This window comes from Capnocytophaga granulosa ATCC 51502 (assembly GCF_000411115.1).
Classification (GTDB): domain Bacteria; phylum Bacteroidota; class Bacteroidia; order Flavobacteriales; family Flavobacteriaceae; genus Capnocytophaga; species Capnocytophaga granulosa.
Genome location: NZ_KE150258.1, coordinates 47,760 through 60,793, shown reverse-complemented (window position 1 = coordinate 60,793; position 13,034 = coordinate 47,760). Strand labels below are relative to the sequence as shown.

Sequence of the window (13,034 nt, the reverse complement as noted above, 5' to 3'; positions counted from 1 at the left end):
AAATTCCCATTTCCTGAAAAGTGTTAATTTTAAATCGCTCATACTCTTTTTTATTCTTTTACTGACTATCTACTAGGCAAGATATGAAAATATTAATAATTGATAATCAACAATTAACAATTAAATCCCTTATATTTGCACTCGGTAATTATAAAGAGATTTATATGAAAAAAACAATTTTGACAGTCTTGTGTATGGTAGCGGTAGCTACTGCGCAAGCACAGATTAATATTGGAAAGATGGCCAGTGCCGCTACCAAAGGCGTACAAGCACTTTCCTTTAGCAATGAGGATGCTCAAAAGCTATCCAAAGAATCTGTAGAGTGGATGGATGCCCATAATAAAGTGGCGGATGCAAAAAGTCCTTATACTAAGCGACTTAATCGTCTTTTCGGTAAGCACAAAAACGAAGATGGCATGACCCTCAACTACAAGGTGTATTTGGTAACCGATATCAACGCCTTTGCCTGTGCTGATGGTAGTGTACGTGTCTTCTCCTCTCTCATGGACTTGATGACTGACGATGAGCTTTTAGCAATCATTGGTCACGAAATTGGCCACGTAAAGAACGAAGATACCAAGGATGCTATTAAGGCTGCCTATACCAGAGCCGCCCTACAAGAAGCAGGCGCAGCCGCTTCCAATACGGTGAAGACCTTGAGCGAAAGCCAATTAGGGGAAATGGCAGAAGCCATGCTCGATGCCAAGCACAGCAAAAAGCAAGAATCCCAAGCCGATGAGTACTCTTATAACTTCATGAAGAAGCATGGTTACAATGTAGTGGCGGTATATACTGCTTTCAAGAAATTAGCCTTACTCTCTGGCGGGGAAACCCAGAGCCGCTTCCAAAAGATGATGAGCTCTCACCCTGATAGTGAAAAGCGAGCAGAAGCAGCTAAGAAACGTGCCATAAAGGACGGCCTTTGGAAAGATCCAGGAGAAGTCAAACTCCCTACAACACCTATTGAGTAATGGGAGCTACTAAAAACTAAATTCTTTTGTTACAGCTTGTAGCAAAAGAATTTGTTTTTTCTTGAAAATAACTTTTTTAAACTCAAAACTCATATGAAAAGATTACAAACACTTTTATCTTTATTTTGTGCATTAGTTGGTTTGCATACTTTTGCACAATCAGCTCCCTCCAATAGCCTTACAATGTATGTAGGTACTTATACAGAAGGGGGTAATTCCAAGGGTATTTATACCTATAGCTTTGATCAGCAACAGGGAACGTCAGTACTGCTAGGTAGTACCGCCGCCGCTAATCCTTCTTTTATAGCTTTAGCCCCCAACGGAAAACATCTCTATGCGGTAAGTGAGTATAACGATGGCCGGCAAGGGGCTTATTCCTTTGAGGTAGGGCAAGATAAGCTACCCACTCAGCCTATCTTTCACCCTACACAAGCAGGTGCCGACCCTTGCCATATCATTGCAGATAGTAAGTATGCCATAACTGCTAATTACACAGGGGGCGACATCGGTGTTTTCCTATTAGATGCAGCAGGTAAGTTACAGGCCGAGATACAGTATATAGCCTTTGAGGGGAGGACTCCAGAGCGTGTGGCTCATGTCCATTGTATGATCCCTACCCCTGATGGGAAATATGTATTAGCTACCGATTTGGGCAATGATCATATATATCGCTTTCGCTATAATCAGGAAGCTCCCCAAGGAGCTGTGGTGCTTACAGACCAACAGATAGCTTATCAGGTTAGCGATGGACAAGGCCCTCGTCACCTTACCTTTAGCAAGGACGGACGTTTTGCCTACCTAATCAACGAATTGGGCGGAGAGTGTGTGGTGCTAAGCTATCACAAAGGGAAAATAAAGGAAGTCCAACGCCTAATGGCCGATGAAGGCCAAGGGGGAGGAAGTGCGGATATACATATCAGTCCCGATGGGCGTTTTCTTTATACCTCGCACCGTCTGAAAAAAGATGGGATCTCTATTTTTGCCATTGATCCTAAGCGGGGTACGCTAAAGAAAGTAGGTTACCAACTCACAGGTATTCACCCTCGCAATTTTGCAATAACCCCCAATGGTAAATATCTTTTGGTCGCTTGCCGAGATGATAATAAGATACAGGTCTTCCAGCGAGATGCTACCACAGGCACCCTTACCGATACCTCACAGCATATCAGTGTAGACAAACCTACTTGCATTATATTTACAGAAATCATTAATCATTAACTATTAATCATTAACCATGCGTCTTACCACTCATATAGAAGAACAAATCCTTGAGCAGCTCTCTCAAAAGATTATAGAACAAGGGTATAAAGCAGACCCTGATATCCCTGCCCGTACCATTTGGATGGGAGAAAAAATGCGTATTGAGCTGGAGGTCATTCCTACCCCTGAAATGGACGAAAGTCTCATAGAGCTACACATAGGCACTTACTTAGAAGATGGCTATTTTCCTCAAGGAATCGTGGATAATATAGCAGGATTCGGAGATACCGAACAGGAAAAGGTACTTTCGCTTATAGAAAACTATCTTTCCACAACTTTTCAGACGATTATTGATAGCTTGAGCGGCTATCATAATAAGAACTGCGATATTTATCTGGGAGATATACATTGGCATACCACGCTTGGCAATCAGTATTTGTTAGGAAAGTGGCAAACGCCTCCTGCCAAGCGGGATTTTTATGACTTACTTGTGGATCTCTTGCCTCAATACTTCACAACAGAAGTGCGTGTACAATCACTCAAGTGCTATGTAGCACGTGTCGGAGAGGACTGTGTAGTAGAGTGTCTGCTGAACAACGAACTCTGGGACGAAGGGGCGGAGCGACTTAGGGAATATGCGCAAACATGGTCACAAGGGGAGTCTTTTTTGGCAGTAAAACAACTATTGGTATTCCGTCAATGTGAAGGTGTACATGATTAGAGGTCCCCTCCCCATTACTTTAGAAGCAGCTCTTAAGGAAGTAACCGAGGAGCGCTTTTGCAAGGGACATCATTACAGAGATGTCGCCCTAACCGACGAGATGGTCGCACAGATCGTACAAGTAAAGTCGTTGGTCAATATGGGCTTTATCAATACCGCAATTACCGATGAAGCACTACAATACTTAGCGACTTTGCCCAAACTAAAACTCCTTTTCTTAGAGGACAACAAACAAGTTACAGGCGAAGGCTTTAAGTACTTTGCCAACAAACCTATTGACCATATCTCACTGGACGGTTGCCCCATAACTGATGAGACACTAAAAATCGTCTTACAAGTACCACGCCTAAAGTCTCTTTCACTAAAGAGAACGCGGGTTACTTTTGAAGGACTTATGGCTGTGGCACACTACAACAAGGTGAGTTTCTACCTTGATAAACCTTTCACTGCCGAGCAGATAAAAGCCTTTGAACAAGCCCAACGCACCGCAGGCAAGAAGAAACCAGCGGCGCCTCCTTCTGATGACTTACCTATAGTAAAGCAATTACTCTTAGATTTCTTTGCGGCAATGACCCAGTGGGAGGCTTTTGCTGCCAAGAATGATGATACCCAAGAGGGTGATCTTTTGGTAAGGGAGGAATGCATAGCCCTCTTCAAAAAGTATTGTACCGATAAGCCTCGCGTGGGCTATCGCCCTGAAGGAATTAGTTATTCTTTAGATAAAGGCGGTACCTATGGTGATCATCAAATTATCGATACTGAGACAGTGACCAAGAATAAAATATACCTCTACACCCAAGACAGACATAATTGTCAGTTTCGCTTTCTTATCATCAGAAAAGATGGCGAGTGGCGAATTGACGAATGCCAATGGCACGATGGGGGCTGGACTAAATACGGATTATGATTAAGAAAAGATAATTCAATAATATAAATACAATGAAAGATATATCCCAAATATTAAAATCTGATATAGACATAAAAGATGTAAAACAAGAAAATGGTATTTTTTGCTTTATGAATGACCACTTTGTCAGTGGAGACAATCAAAAATATATGAAAATGTACGATTGGATGTCTTTCTTTTATGATTTTGGAGAAAAATGGATAGGAAAGCTCAAGTATGGAAACGCCATTGACCGCCTGCGTACGGAATTGATGAGCCGCTTGGAATGGAAGAATGCTATTTCGGTGCTTTATGTTTCCATAGGTACAGGGGCGGACTTGCGTTATCTACCCCAAGGGATTGATTTGAAAACGATAAACCTTGTAGGGGCTGATATCTCGATGGGAATGCTCAAAAGATGTAAAAAGCAGTGGCAAAAGAAAACAAACCTTACCCTTGTGCAGTGCCCCGCAGAGGACTTGCCTTTTGCTGATAATACTTTTGATATTGTTTTTCACATCGGAGGTATCAATTTTTTCAACGATAAAGCCCTTGCTATGAGCGAAATGCTCCGAGTTGCCAAACCTGGTAGCAAGTTGCTTATTGCCGATGAGACAGCCGACTTTGTGGAGACCCAATACAAGAAAAGCATCTTTTCTAAATCCTATTTTGAAGGCAAAACAGTTGATTTGAATGCCATAGAACAATGTATCCCAGCATCAGTGGCTGAAAAGAAAACAGAATTGTTCTGGAATAACAAGTTTTATGGAATTACTTTTAGAAAAACAACTAAATGAGTTACATTACCTTTAAGAGCAAGCTTATTCTGTGGACAAATGACCTTATTAGCCCTTTGTTAGCCTCATTCTCTTGCAAAAATTCATTCCAAGAGCTAAAATCTCCCGCCAATTTTTGTTGATTTCACGGATTTTTCCCTTCGCTGGCGCGAGCTTGCAGCTCGTGCCTACTATGATTAGAGCCTTTGGTCTTATAGAAATCTGTGTAAATCGCAACAACACAATTATATAGACATAGAAAATCCGTGAAAATCAGTGGGAGCTTTCGTTATACCGAACACACGTTAATTTACTTATCTTTCTTTCTTGAAAGGCGGCTAAAAAGTACAAACAAAGTGCTGTAAATAAGCGTAATAGCTATATTGCAAATAAGCAAATAAATATCCATCATTACATGAAGAGAATCCAAAAGAGCATACCCAACGCCCCACTTACCATCTGAACTTAAACCGAAAGTGGTCATAAAAACCATTACATAACAAGCTATAAAAGTATATAAGGCTACATATACAAACTTTCTTACATGAAAAATATCTAATAGTTTTGTATATGTAAAGATGATAAAAAAGGTTACAGGTAGCATTCCCAATAAAAAGAGTCCCGCTCCTGTACTATCAGTGATTCTAATAGCAAGAAAAAAAGCGAGTACAGAGAGGATAAGTGCTATTATAAAGGCATAAATTATTTTCATATTTCCTCAAATAATTATTTCTTCACTCCTGCTAAGCTAACGGTAAAGATACCAAAATCATCAATCAGCATGCTTTCTTTCTTTACCCCTTGGAGGGCGAAAAGCCCGTCCAATTCTCGCTGACTACGGCGACGCATCACCCAGTCTTTCTCTTGGTGACTCTTCAGTACAAAGGCGATAGTCTTGAGCTGCGGGTGCCATGGCTGCCCTGTATAGACGATATAACCATTGTCCGAGATAGCAACTACTCCTTTGATCGCCTCAGCGGCCAAGGCATTGTCTCCAAAAAGCTCAAAAATACCTGAGATAATAGTGATATTGGGCGTGTAATCCAGTTTGCGGTAGGTGTCAGCCTCAAAACAGCTGTAATTGGTAAAGCGTATATGCTGATAGCCGCGTTCTTTGATGATTTGTTCGCCTTTTTGTATGTTGGCTGGCAGGAATTCATTGATGACGATCTCCACTTCAGGGTGTCGCTGCTTGATGTCAAAGAGGTAGTTACCCACCCCACCGGCGATGTCCAATATTTTTACCTTTTTCCCTTGTGCTTGTAGGGCTTGTATGGCCTTTTCTACTTGTTGTAATAGGTGACCTTTTCGGATACGTACCCCACGCCAACCTATGGCATTCAGATAACTCTTATCCATCCAGCGACCTACCCCCCATTTGCCTTGGGGTGTATTCTTATATACGTAATCCATAGAAGCACCAGAGTCAAAGCCGTGAGTGAGTCCCACCGTCATACCTCCGCTCAAGTGCCCAAACTTACCCAATGCCCATTTCTGAAATCGGTAGTTTCGTCTTTCTCCGCTGGGGATAAGTTCGTATTGCATGGTTTCAAACTCTTTTTGGGTAAAGAGGTCAGGGGCTAGCGTAGGGGCAGGCAAGGGCGTTGAGAAAGCTTTTTGGATAAAGCGTTGTAGGATTTTATACACTTCTTCCCTGCCTTGCTCAAAGAGAATTCCATGGTGAAAGCCTTCCAAGGTGATAAATTCTTTTGTTTCAGAAGAAAGATTTACATAGAATTGTTTCTGTTGTCGGTTAATCACCACAAAGTCTTTCTCTGCCGAAAGCAGTAGGGTAGGGGTAGTGATAGCTGCGGCATCTTCCACCAATCGCTTGCCTGCGTTGGCTAGGTCAATAAGGAGTTTGCCATTGATAGAGCGGGTGATAAAGCGGTCAGTATCGTAAGCACGCTGTTGCTCAGGGTCACGAGTGAGCATCTTGGATTTCACATAGCTCTTTACAATGAGCTTAGGATTGACCTTTAGCATCAGTTCAATGGCTTGCTTGGCCAAAGGGACAATAAGGTTTATTTCAAAGGCAGGCGCCAAAAGAGCCATACCTGCAATGCGTGGGGCAAAATCATGTACCCAAGCCGATACGATGACCCCTCCGATACTGTTGGCTACCACAAAGATGTCTTCCTCGCGTACCCCATAGCGCTGCCCAAGGAACTTGGCAAAGGTGTCTAGATCCCGTACCGAGTCCATGAAAGCAGGCGATACCGCGGCCTTGGTGTGTCCATGTCCGCGCATGTCAAAAGCAAAGATATTGTAGGAGGCAAACAGTGGGTGCGTGGCAAACTCCTGCAAGCGCTCGCCATACTCATGTCCTCTGTGGATTACGATAAGGGTCTTTTGCCCTGCTTTGTAATTCCATTCGTAGAAGAATAACTCTTCTCCTTCGTGACTTTTGAAAAAACCTGTATTCATGGGATAATAGATTTATGCGACAAAAGTAGAAAATTATTTCTTAAAAACCTAATTTCTAACTCAAGAATTAGCGGTCGATTGCATCCACTTGGCTTTTTTGTACATAAGTAGCGATAACAAGGACTTGGGCAGCAGCGAAAGTAGCTGCATAAGCCACTTCATTCGCTTGGGGAATAGGTGTAGGGGCTTCTTCTGGGCAATAGCACGGCTGATTTCGGCTACGGCTTGTGCTTCACTTACCACAAAGGGTTTCTTAGACAGGTCGTTTTGGTTCAGATCGTGTAGCTTTTGAGTGGCTACATACCCTGGTGCAATGCTGGTTATACAGATACCCAAGGGGCGCAAGGCGCGCCTATAAGCATCTGCTATTTGCAGCACACTGCGCTTGGTCTTGGTGTATAGGCTTGATTCAGGATAATCCAAAATTCCTGATATAGAAGCCAGTAGAACGATCTGCCCGCCGCTATCTCTCATGAGTTCTCTCCCTATCTCTAGGGTATTGATAGCACCTATGATGTTTGTTTGTAACATTGCCACAGCCTCCTCATAGGTAATCTCTCCTGCTACATCTTCGGCGTAGTGGCCTGCACAGTTGATGAGCAATGAGAGCGTATCTGTGCCTACAAATTGGCGTATGACACTATCTAACAGTTCCTTGTCTATAACATCGGCTTGAAACTTCTCAAAGCGTGATTCATTAGAGAGTCTCTTGAGATCTCTGCCACATACCCCTACTCGGTTGCCTTCTCGCTGATAGAAGTCCGCTAAGGCATAGCCGATCCCAGAGGTACCTCCTATGATAAATACATTCATGGTCTAAAGGTGTTAAGTATGGTTTGGTAGCCATAGTCCCATTGCTGGTCTATCTGCTGGCGGTAAGTAGGGTAATCTTTTGGAAAGCGAATGCCAATGCTTAGTTGCTTCCAGTTGATATATTTTTCTGAGTAATAACCTTTTAGTGCCGTTGTTGCCCCACGTGTATCTATCCATTGGGCAGGATAAGAGGCCACAGAAGCTAACCGCTCATTGCCGCTAAAGCCAAGAACAGCACGCACCAAGGCCTCTTCGGTAGGGGAGTAGGCTTGTTTCTCTTCGGCAATAACGTTTGTTGAAAGAGCACTTGCCAGCTCCATAGGGACAAGGTCAATAGCCCCGCCTGCATAATAGGCACCTTTGTAAGCCACAGGTGCTACATAGAACATATCCGATATAGAAATTCGCGCAGCTGTGAGCATAGGCATTTCTGTCTCGATAAGTATGCCAGCCGTTATGGCCGAATGGGTATAGTTGGCTTCGGTATGCTTTATAGCCGAGAGATTTATCCTCTGGGCGGTCATGGGGTCAGTCATGAGCACTTCTTGGTATAGCTTCCGCTCACCTCTGGGCTTGCCACACTCATGGGGGGCAAACAGCATCTTTGCTCCTATGACAATGGTAGGCAAAGTAGCTGAAAAAGACACCTGTGCCAAAGAGGGTAACAGAGAGGAAAGCTCTTCTCGCATAGCTACCAAATAGCGCTGATATACATCTTCGATAAAGGGAGCACGGCGCTTGTCATACCGCTTTTGCAAAGCTAAAATTCCCAAGCGGTGTAGCTTACTATAAGGAGTAAGGGACAGGCTTTTGATAAACTCGTAAAATTCTTCCGATTGCAAATAGGCTTTCCGCTCCTTGTCCGTAGCAAAGGCATTGATTACCAAGGCGGCAAAGGCGCCCCCACATGAGGCGATGAGTAAGTCAGGGGCTTTGCCCGAGGCGCGTAGTGCGGCATACATGCCGTTGTATAAGGCAAAGCGGGTACCTCCACCAGAGAGGAGCAGACAGTTGTGGAAAGGTTTTATCGTATCCATAAGTAAAACCAAATACAGTTGTACAATAGGCTGTCTATACGGTCTAAGAGACCTCCGTGTCCAGGAATAAGGCTACTTGTGTCCTTTACGCCTGCACGCCGCTTGAGGTAGGAGAAACTTACATCTCCCCAAAAACCGAAAAAACTAAGAGCCAGCCCCACTAAGGCCAAAGTAGGTAGTGCAGTAGGTAGCCCTAACAACCTACCTAAGCCCATACTCAAGAGCGGGGTAAGTAGTAGTCCTCCTGCAAAACCTTCTACGGTTTTATTGGGGCTTACCTTGGGCAGGATCTTCCGCTTGCCAAAGCGCTTACCCGTGAGGTATTGGAAGATGTCATTGAGTTCTGTGGTAACTACCAAGAAGATAACCCACAGCACCCCTTGGGGTTCCATACGTAAGAAAGTCAGGTGTGGGTAGGCTACCAAGACAATCAGTAAGGAAAGGGGGAGGCCTAAGGGGACTTGCCTTAAGCAGAGACTTAGGATAAGGCTGACACCAACCAAGGCGCCAGCTCCTACCATATAAGTGGGATAAGTAGGACAGCTCACAAAGAGTATGCCTTGTAATAGGGGAATGGCCATACGCCAATAGGTAGCATCGAAGCTAAAGAGCCTCGCCAGTTCCGTAAGGGCTTGGAAACTCACCCATAGGGAAAAGAGGTACATCGCGTAAGGGTGTGAAATAGCGGCGGCAAAAACACAGATAATCACCCCCCAACTTCTGATACGCAGTGGTACATCGGCATACTTGTTATCGTGTGGCATAGAGTCCCTTTTTAAGACGAATAAAAGTACTCAAGAGCAACAGGGCAATGACAATGGCGAAAATCACTTTGGAATAAGCCGCTATTCCTACTCCAAAGTAGGCCAGTAGCCCATAGATACCCACCAGTAGCGCACGATCGCTCTTGCCCATAGGTCCCTCGTAGCGCCTTTCCCCTCCTAATACCTTGCCCATGACGCCAGCAAACTCATTGAGTACACTTAATAAAATAAAGGCCACCACTAAGTAAAGGCTTTCAGGGTGATACTTAAGCAAAGGAAAGAAAATAAACACATCGGAAACTACATCGCCCATCTCATTGAGCACCTCTCCTAAGCGAGAGCTTTGCCCAAATTCACGCGCCATCATGCCGTCAAGGGCATTGAGAATCATGCGAATCAACAGCCCTATGGGTAGCGCCAAAAAGAAGAGTGGTACCTCAGAAGCCTCCCAAAAGAGCACACCGATTCCTAAGGAAAACACAATAGCCACTATGGTAATCTCATTGGCAGTAACCCCTCTTTGGTGTAGCCATACCAATAGGGGGTGCAATAGCTGCTGGAATTTAGGTTTTAGTTTATAAACGGAAATCATGGGTGAGAGAGCTAAGGATTAGGGGCGTTTCTGATGTTCGCTGATAAACCTATGATACTCATTGGCTGTGATGCGCTTATAGGAGTAGGAGTTGACAGTGGAATCTTTCTTTAATAGGAGATGTCCGTTCTCAAAGGAATATTCCCAAGAAGCAGATTGTTCAGCCACCACAAGTTTCCCTTCTTCTTTAAGGCTGTAAGTGTATTCAATGATTTTTGGATAGGCTAATAGGCAAGTCTTTTCTTGCAGAGGTACCCAACCTATCTGTGTCTCTGTAAAAAGCAGCGCCTCCTCTTCTCCACATGAAGAGGTATTCTCTCGCAGCCAATAACCTATTAGGGTGTTGAGGTTCTTGGAGGGAGGGGATACTTTGGGAGTGTCGTCCTTCTGACAGCTCGTAAGAGCAACAAGGATAGTAATAATACTTAGAAATGTTTTCATTATTAAGTAATTAACGGTCAGTAGTCGAGGCTGCTGAAACCTAATTCATAAGACAAAGATACGACAATTTTCGCACATCCTATAATGAAATCAAATGTTTTTTACTTGATGAAACAAAAATCGCCTAATGTAAATTTTTCTCTAAAACTTAATGGCTTTCTTTTTCGTATTTACCCTCATGAAAGTATTCATAAGCACTGGCTTCCAATTCTCCACAATTGGAAATAAGATTATCATCTTGGTCATATATCTTATAAACCTGTTGTGTGTTGCCTATGGGGCTTTCACCATCTAAGCCTAATAGGATTGTGTAAAACACATCATCTAACAGAATATCAATCACTTCCTTAAGTTTTTCTGTTTGATGCGCTGTCAGTGCCATTTCTTTTATTCTGACATTTACAGCCGAAGGCTGTTCGGGTTGTGCCTGAAAGCAAGACTTTAAAAACGCTAGCTTTTCAAGGTAAAAGTTTTTGGCAAATTCGTCTGAGGTCATAATGTTGATATATTATTTAGTGAATTGTTTTACTCCTTTCTCAGCTAAACATACGTTGGCTAAGACAACTTCTGATGAGCGTAGTCTTCCGTAGAGACGCAATTTATTGCGTCTTACGAATTGGAGTCTACAATTGTCTTTCTACTATTGATTGGCATTATATTTATAGTCAAACAGAAATGGTTTGCGAAAAATTAGCATGAGCAGTTGTAGGGGCTAATGGCAATTAGCCCTTGAAAGAGAGCGAATTAGGAATGAACTCCTTGCCTTATTTATTCGTGTTTTATTCATATTCTAAATATGATTGACTATAAAAGCATCAAAAAGGTCATTATTACCGAAAAAATAGCAACTAATAGCGCTGTAGGTAGGTGTGTTTTTACAGCTAGTAGCACCGTAAAAGCAGCTAAAAGTATATTTATAACAGCGCAATAGCGGAAACTAAGAGGCAGTTGCAATTGGTAGTGCATCAAGTTGGCTATTCCTGCAAAGATAAGCACCAACCCTGCACTAAAAAACCAGAAAGCTTCAGCAGAAAAATGCTCAAACTTCTTAAAACTCAAGGCGGAGTGTACCACTCCCAATGCCATAACTATTATAATGGTGATAAGATAAAGTGTCTTCATTGTATGTCAGTTAGCTAAAACAAAGGTACAAATTATTTCTTACGCATCACCAAAAAAAGTTGGAAACTTTTTTTGTTTATTAAGTTTTTTGTTTTACCTTTGCGCCCTGAATAAGAATATAAAAGACCTTATCAAGAAAGATAGCTTCATAACGTATAAAATTAAGAAACAATGAAAAAAATACTTATCGCTGTTGTGATACTCGCTTTAGGGGGAGGTTTAGCATATCGCTTACATGCTAACAAACAGAAGAATGCTGAGGAAGTGGCCATCGTGGCTCAGCAGGAGGCACAAGTAGCCGTACGTGCCGCTAAGGTAGCTCAGGAGAACGTATCCGACCTCTTCTCTGCCAATGGAACTTTCGTAGCAGCACAAGACCTAAATGTTTCCTCTGAAATGGGGGGACAAATCGTACAGATTTATGTAAAGGAAGGTGACTTTGTTCGTGAAGGACAGGTACTTGCCCGCACCAAAGCCGACCGTACCAATGTACAGTTGGAGAACGCTAAGGCTGTATTGGAAACCGCTAAGGCTAACCTCAAGCGCTTTGAGAGTGCTTACCAGACAGGGGGGGTTACCGCCCAGCAATTGGAACAAGTACGCCTACAGCTTAGCAATGCCCAAGCCAACTATAACTCTGCGGCTATTGTCTCTGGGGACACTGCTGTAAAGAGTAAGATCAGCGGAATTGTAAGCAGTAAGCTAGTGGAAGAAGGTGCCATGGTAGGGGCTGGACAAACCCTCTTCAACGTGGTGAATATAGACAACCTCAAGCTCAAAATCACTGTAGATGAAGCCCAAGTAAGCCGCCTACATGTAGGGGACAAGGTGCAGGTAAAACCCAGCACTGAAACAGAGACAATAGAGGGTAAAATTGTATTTATAGCCCCTAAGTCCGACGGTGCCCTTAAGTTCCCCGTAGAGATATTGGTTTCCAATAAGGACAAAAAGCTCCGCGCTGGTATGTATGCCACTGCTCAGTTTGCTGGACAAAGCCAGTCAGCTACTGCTTTGGTAGTGCCTCATAGTGCCTTTGTAGGAAGTGTAAGCCAAAACAAAATCTTTAAGATCGTAGAGGGCAAAAACGACAAAGGTGAGCAGGTGCCTATGGCAGAATTGGTTACTGTAAAGAGTGGTCGTAACTTTGGCGACAAAGTAGAAATCCTCTCTGGCCTTGCCGCAGGCGATCAGGTGATTACCAGCGGACAGATCAATGTAGATAATGGTACTCCTGTCAAAGTAGTGGAGTAATGTGACTATATAATAAAAAAAGCAGCCCTTGGG

The 13,034-nt window shown here is 43.3% G+C and carries 15 protein-coding genes; 6 read left to right on the top strand and 9 right to left on the bottom strand.

Going from position 1 to position 13,034, the window contains the following annotated elements; all coding sequences use genetic code 11:
• The first annotated feature begins 164 nt into the window (after positions 1 to 164).
• The 5 genes from HMPREF9331_RS11275 to HMPREF9331_RS11255 all read left to right on the top strand — a co-directional run bounded on the left by HMPREF9331_RS11275 (position 165) and on the right by HMPREF9331_RS11255 (position 4,575).
• Positions 165 to 971 (top strand): M48 family metallopeptidase, encoded by an 807-nt coding sequence (locus HMPREF9331_RS11275; protein WP_040357504.1) that lies wholly within the window; start codon positions 165 to 167, stop codon positions 969 to 971.
• 93 nt (positions 972 to 1,064) lie between these two features.
• Positions 1,065 to 2,189: a lactonase family protein gene (locus HMPREF9331_RS11270; protein ID WP_016421032.1), complete on the top strand. Its 1,125-nt coding sequence runs from the start codon at positions 1,065 to 1,067 to the stop codon at positions 2,187 to 2,189.
• 16 nt (positions 2,190 to 2,205) lie between these two features.
• Entirely contained in the window at positions 2,206 to 2,892 is a 687-nt protein-coding gene (locus HMPREF9331_RS11265) for a DUF6348 family protein (RefSeq protein ID WP_016421031.1), read from the top strand.
• The gene (locus HMPREF9331_RS11260) at positions 2,885 to 3,799 is read left to right on the top strand and encodes an NTF2 fold immunity protein (protein ID WP_016421030.1); all 915 of its coding nucleotides are present in this window, start codon (positions 2,885 to 2,887) and stop codon (positions 3,797 to 3,799) included. The genes HMPREF9331_RS11265 and HMPREF9331_RS11260 overlap by 8 nt, the downstream gene beginning before the upstream one ends.
• A 32-nt stretch (positions 3,800 to 3,831) precedes the next feature.
• Complete coding sequence (locus HMPREF9331_RS11255) at positions 3,832 to 4,575, top strand: class I SAM-dependent methyltransferase (RefSeq protein WP_016421029.1); 744 nt, start codon at positions 3,832 to 3,834, stop codon at positions 4,573 to 4,575.
• 289 nt (positions 4,576 to 4,864) lie between these two features.
• On the opposite strand, the gene HMPREF9331_RS11250 is transcribed toward HMPREF9331_RS11255, so the two are convergent.
• The 9 genes from HMPREF9331_RS11250 to HMPREF9331_RS11210 all read right to left on the bottom strand — a co-directional run bounded on the left by HMPREF9331_RS11250 (position 4,865) and on the right by HMPREF9331_RS11210 (position 11,750).
• The gene (locus tag HMPREF9331_RS11250; RefSeq protein ID WP_016421027.1) at positions 4,865 to 5,266 is read right to left on the bottom strand and encodes a hypothetical protein; all 402 of its coding nucleotides are present in this window, start codon (positions 5,264 to 5,266) and stop codon (positions 4,865 to 4,867) included.
• A 14-nt stretch (positions 5,267 to 5,280) separates the two neighbouring features.
• The gene (locus tag HMPREF9331_RS11245) at positions 5,281 to 6,981 is read right to left on the bottom strand and encodes a bifunctional alpha/beta hydrolase/class I SAM-dependent methyltransferase (protein ID WP_016421026.1); all 1,701 of its coding nucleotides are present in this window, start codon (positions 6,979 to 6,981) and stop codon (positions 5,281 to 5,283) included.
• Positions 6,982 to 7,041: 60 nt separating this feature from the next.
• Positions 7,042 to 7,794, bottom strand: a complete 753-nt coding sequence (locus tag HMPREF9331_RS11240) for an SDR family NAD(P)-dependent oxidoreductase (protein ID WP_016421025.1) — start codon at positions 7,792 to 7,794, stop codon at positions 7,042 to 7,044.
• Positions 7,791 to 8,831, bottom strand: coding sequence for a patatin-like phospholipase family protein (locus HMPREF9331_RS11235; RefSeq protein ID WP_016421024.1), 1,041 nt, complete (start codon positions 8,829 to 8,831; stop codon positions 7,791 to 7,793). The genes HMPREF9331_RS11240 and HMPREF9331_RS11235 overlap by 4 nt, the downstream gene beginning before the upstream one ends.
• Positions 8,819 to 9,595, bottom strand: a complete 777-nt coding sequence (locus HMPREF9331_RS11230) for a phosphatidate cytidylyltransferase (RefSeq protein ID WP_016421023.1) — start codon at positions 9,593 to 9,595, stop codon at positions 8,819 to 8,821. The genes HMPREF9331_RS11235 and HMPREF9331_RS11230 overlap by 13 nt, the downstream gene beginning before the upstream one ends.
• Positions 9,582 to 10,187: a CDP-alcohol phosphatidyltransferase family protein gene (locus HMPREF9331_RS11225; RefSeq protein WP_040357499.1), complete on the bottom strand. Its 606-nt coding sequence runs from the start codon at positions 10,185 to 10,187 to the stop codon at positions 9,582 to 9,584. Before HMPREF9331_RS11225 ends, HMPREF9331_RS11230 begins: the two co-directional genes overlap by 14 nt.
• 18 nt (positions 10,188 to 10,205) lie before the next feature.
• The gene (locus HMPREF9331_RS11220; RefSeq protein WP_016421021.1) at positions 10,206 to 10,628 is read right to left on the bottom strand and encodes a hypothetical protein; all 423 of its coding nucleotides are present in this window, start codon (positions 10,626 to 10,628) and stop codon (positions 10,206 to 10,208) included.
• 148 nt (positions 10,629 to 10,776) lie between these two features.
• Positions 10,777 to 11,124, bottom strand: a complete 348-nt coding sequence (locus HMPREF9331_RS11215) for a hypothetical protein (protein ID WP_016421020.1) — start codon at positions 11,122 to 11,124, stop codon at positions 10,777 to 10,779.
• 308 nt (positions 11,125 to 11,432) lie between these two features.
• Entirely contained in the window at positions 11,433 to 11,750 is a 318-nt protein-coding gene (locus HMPREF9331_RS11210; RefSeq protein WP_016421019.1) for a hypothetical protein, read from the bottom strand.
• A gap of 171 nt (positions 11,751 to 11,921) precedes the next feature.
• Between HMPREF9331_RS11210 and HMPREF9331_RS11205 the strand changes: the two genes are divergently transcribed.
• A complete protein-coding gene (locus HMPREF9331_RS11205; RefSeq protein WP_016421018.1) occupies positions 11,922 to 13,001 on the top strand; it encodes an efflux RND transporter periplasmic adaptor subunit in 1,080 nt (359 codons plus the stop codon).
• Positions 13,002 to 13,034: the final 33 nt, after the last annotated feature.

Excerpts from the sequence above, each read along its gene's own strand:
- HMPREF9331_RS11275 (WP_040357504.1), top strand. The coding sequence starts at position 165 with ATGAAAAAAACAATTTTGACAGTCTTGTGTATGGTAGCGGTAGCTACT.
- HMPREF9331_RS11270 (WP_016421032.1), top strand. The coding sequence starts at position 1,065 with ATGAAAAGATTACAAACACTTTTATCTTTATTTTGTGCATTAGTTGGT.
- HMPREF9331_RS11265 (WP_016421031.1), top strand. The coding sequence starts at position 2,206 with ATGCGTCTTACCACTCATATAGAAGAACAAATCCTTGAGCAGCTCTCT.
- HMPREF9331_RS11260 (WP_016421030.1), top strand. The coding sequence starts at position 2,885 with ATGATTAGAGGTCCCCTCCCCATTACTTTAGAAGCAGCTCTTAAGGAA.
- HMPREF9331_RS11255 (WP_016421029.1), top strand. The coding sequence starts at position 3,832 with ATGAAAGATATATCCCAAATATTAAAATCTGATATAGACATAAAAGAT.
- HMPREF9331_RS11250 (WP_016421027.1), bottom strand. The coding sequence starts at position 5,266 with ATGAAAATAATTTATGCCTTTATAATAGCACTTATCCTCTCTGTACTC.
- HMPREF9331_RS11245 (WP_016421026.1), bottom strand. The coding sequence starts at position 6,981 with ATGAATACAGGTTTTTTCAAAAGTCACGAAGGAGAAGAGTTATTCTTC.
- HMPREF9331_RS11240 (WP_016421025.1), bottom strand. The coding sequence starts at position 7,794 with ATGAATGTATTTATCATAGGAGGTACCTCTGGGATCGGCTATGCCTTA.
- HMPREF9331_RS11235 (WP_016421024.1), bottom strand. The coding sequence starts at position 8,831 with ATGGATACGATAAAACCTTTCCACAACTGTCTGCTCCTCTCTGGTGGA.
- HMPREF9331_RS11230 (WP_016421023.1), bottom strand. The coding sequence starts at position 9,595 with ATGCCACACGATAACAAGTATGCCGATGTACCACTGCGTATCAGAAGT.
- HMPREF9331_RS11225 (WP_040357499.1), bottom strand. The coding sequence starts at position 10,187 with ATGATTTCCGTTTATAAACTAAAACCTAAATTCCAGCAGCTATTGCAC.
- HMPREF9331_RS11220 (WP_016421021.1), bottom strand. The coding sequence starts at position 10,628 with ATGAAAACATTTCTAAGTATTATTACTATCCTTGTTGCTCTTACGAGC.
- HMPREF9331_RS11215 (WP_016421020.1), bottom strand. The coding sequence starts at position 11,124 with ATGACCTCAGACGAATTTGCCAAAAACTTTTACCTTGAAAAGCTAGCG.
- HMPREF9331_RS11210 (WP_016421019.1), bottom strand. The coding sequence starts at position 11,750 with ATGAAGACACTTTATCTTATCACCATTATAATAGTTATGGCATTGGGA.
- HMPREF9331_RS11205 (WP_016421018.1), top strand. The coding sequence starts at position 11,922 with ATGAAAAAAATACTTATCGCTGTTGTGATACTCGCTTTAGGGGGAGGT.